Raw genomic sequence first — 3107 nt, 5'->3', positions numbered from 1 at the left:
GGACCGCCCCTCGGCCCGGGCGCTCCCCGGCCCCGCAGCCGGATCGTGTTTCCGTCCCTGATACCGGGAGGGATACGCACCTTGATGGTGCGTGCCCGGACTTCCTGGCCGGAGCCGCCGCACTGGCGGCAATGCGACTCCACGTTCCTGCCGGCGCCGCCGCACACCGGGCACGGGTTGGTGAAGGAGAAGAAACCCTGATTGGAAGCGACCGTGCCGGTGCCGCCGCAGTTCCCGCAAACGTCCACCGTAGTCCCGGGCTCCCCTCCCGAGCCTGAACAGCGTCCGCACTGGACGGCGCCCTGCACCGGCACCGGACTGGTGGTCCCCCGGACGGACTCCTCGAAGGTCAGGTCCAGGGTGGCCGACATATCGGCGCCGCGCTGGGGACCCCTACGACCGCGGCCGAAGTTGAACAGGTCACCGATGCCCCCCGCACCGCCGAACAGGTCTTCGATCCGGACCTGCCCTCCGGCGAACGGGCCGCCCCCCGGGCCGAAACCCTGCGCTCCCATGGAGCGGACCTGGTCGTACTCCCGTCGACGGTCAGAGTCCGACAGCACCGAATAGGCCTCCGAGACCCCCTTGAAACGCTCGGCGGCATTCGGATCGTCCGGGTTGGCGTCCGGATGGAGCTTCTGGGCCAGCCGCCGGTACGCCTTCTTGATGGTCGCCTGGTCGGCATCCTTCCCCACCTCGAGGAGCCGGTAGAAGTCCTTCTCGAGCCAGTCGCGGTTCATGGACGACCCCCGGACCGGATCACGCCGGATCCTCCTCCCCGGCTTCCGCCTCGGAAGGTGAGGTCGGCTCGTAGCCCACCGCGACCAGGGCAGGCCTGACAACCCTCCCCTTGAGGAGGTAGCCGCGCCGCAACTCGGCCGTCACCACCATCTTGCCGCTCCCCTCGGCCATCTGGGCCGCTTCATGGAGGGTGGGATCGAACCCGGCGCCCAGGGCCTCGATCGGCTCGAGGCCCTCACGGGACAGCGTGGAGAGCAGGAGCTCCCGCGTGCTGGACATTCCCCGGCGCAAGCCGCCGTCCGAGGGCCCGTCCGCGCTCTCCATGATCAGGGCGGCGTCGAGGCTGTCGAGCACCGGAAGGATCTGGAGCATCACCCGCTCCGACGCGCGCGCGACCGACTCCTGCCGGGCCCGTGCGGTGCGCTTGCGATAGTTGTCGAACTCGGCAACCGACCGCTTCCACCTGTCCTCCGCCTGCTCGGCCGCCTCCCGGGCCGCCAGCAGCTCGTTGATCAGGAGCGCCACGGCCTCGTCCGGATCCTCGGGAAGCTCCATGTGACCGATCCGGTCATACGGGTCGTCTTCGAGGACGGCCTCGATCACCTCCTCGGACGTGGGCTTCGTCACCTCCTCAGGCGGAGCGCCGGAAGGATCGGCACCCGGCCGGGTAGCGCCGGTCAAGCGTCCTCCCCCTCATCGATGATCTCGGCCTCCACGATGTCCTCGTCATCCGGCATCGCATGGCCCTCATCGGCCGCCTGTTCCTCGGCCTCCGATGCGTACATCTTCTGGGCCAGCACGGCAGAGGCCTGGAAGAGGGCATCGATTGCGGACTGGATGTCGTCGGCCGAGGCCGCCTCGTCCTCGGTGACCGACCGCAGGGCCGCCACCGCATCGTCGATGGCGGACCGCTCATCGTCATCGAGCTTGTCGCCATGGTCCTCCAGCAGCTTGGTGGTCTGGTTGAGGACCTGATCGGCCCGGTTGCGGGCATCGGCCAGATCCCGCCGCTGGCGGTCCTCGTCCGCGTAGCGCTCCGCATCCTCCACCATCCGCTCTATCTCGTCCTGCGACAGGGCGGTGCCACCGGTGATGGTCATGGCCTGCTGGCGGCCGGTGCCCAGGTCCTTGGCGTTGACCGACACGATCCCGTTGGCATCGATGTCGAAGCTCACCTCGATCTGGGGCACACCCATCGGGGCAGGCGGGATCCCGGTCAGGCGGAACTTGCCCAGGCTCTTGTTGTCACCGGCCATCGGGCGCTCGCCCTGCAGGACGTGTATCTCGACCTCCGGCTGGTTGTGGTCGGCCGTGGTGAAGATCTCCGTGCGCTTGGTGGGGATGGTGGTGTTGCGCTCGATCATCTTGGTCATCACGCTCCCCTTGGTCTCGATACCGAGCGTCAGGGGCGTCACGTCCAGCAGCAGGATGTCCTTCACGTCACCGGTCAGCACGCCGGCCTGGAGCGCGGCGCCGGCCGCCACCACCTCGTCCGGGTTGACTCCACGATGGGGGGTCTTACCGGTCAGGCGCCTCACCAGGTCCTGGATGGCCGGCATCCGGGTGGACCCGCCCACCAGCACCACATGGTCGATCTCGTCGGCGGACACCCCGGCGTCGGCCACCGCCCGCTTGAACGGCCCCTCGGTCCGGCCCACCAGGCGATCGGTGAGCTTCTCGAACTCGGCGCGGGACAGCTTCGTCTGGAGATGCAGTGGCCCGTCAGCGGTGGCGGTGATGAACGGGAGGTTGAGGTCGGTCTCCGGCACGGTGGACAACTCGATCTTGGCCTTCTCCGCGGCTTCCTTGAGCCGTTGCACGGCCATCTTGTCGGCGCTCAGGTCGACGCCGTTGTCGTTCTTGAAACCCTTGACCAGCCAATCGATGATCGCCTGGTCCCAGTCGTCCCCGCCCAGCTGGGTGTCGCCGCTGGTCGACTTCACCTCGAACACGCCGTCGCCGATCTCCAGGACCGACACGTCGAAGGTTCCTCCACCGAGATCGAACACCAGGATGGTCTGGTCCGACTCCTCCTTGTCGAGGCCGTACGCCAGGGCGGCCGCGGTGGGCTCGTTGACGATCCGCAGCACCTCGAGGCCGGCGATCTGCCCTGCTTCCTTGGTGGCCTGCCGCTGCGCATCGTTGAAGTAGGCCGGCACTGTGACCACGGCGGAGGTGATGGGAGTTCCCAGGTATGCCTCGGCGTCCCGCTTCAGCTTCATCAGGGTCCGGGCCGACACTTCCTGGGCCGTGTAGGACTTGCCGTCGGCCCCGACGGACCAGTCGGTTCCCATGTGCCGCTTGACGGATCGGACGGTGTGATCGGGATTGGTGATGGCCTGCCGCTTGGCGACCTCACCGATCAG

General features: G+C 68.2%; 3 protein-coding genes. All 3 read right to left on the bottom strand.

What is annotated here, in order from left to right; all coding sequences use genetic code 11:
* Window positions 1-740, bottom strand: a 740-nt coding sequence (locus tag OXK16_02465; protein ID MDE0374811.1) for a DnaJ domain-containing protein, incomplete at its 3' end; no start/stop codon positions are given.
* Between the two features lie 19 nt (window positions 741-759).
* Window positions 760-1422, bottom strand: a complete 663-nt coding sequence (locus tag OXK16_02460) for a nucleotide exchange factor GrpE (GenBank protein ID MDE0374810.1) — start codon at window positions 1420-1422, stop codon at window positions 760-762.
* Window positions 1419-3107, bottom strand: a 1689-nt coding sequence (dnaK, locus tag OXK16_02455) for a molecular chaperone DnaK (GenBank protein MDE0374809.1), incomplete at its 5' end; no start/stop codon positions are given. The genes dnaK and OXK16_02460, both read right to left, overlap by 4 nt.

The organism is bacterium (genome assembly GCA_028821235.1).
Lineage (GTDB): Bacteria > Actinomycetota > Acidimicrobiia > Spongiisociales > Spongiisociaceae > Spongiisocius.
Note: the sequence above shows the minus strand (reverse complement) of the source record. Positions and strands in the feature narration are given on the sequence as shown.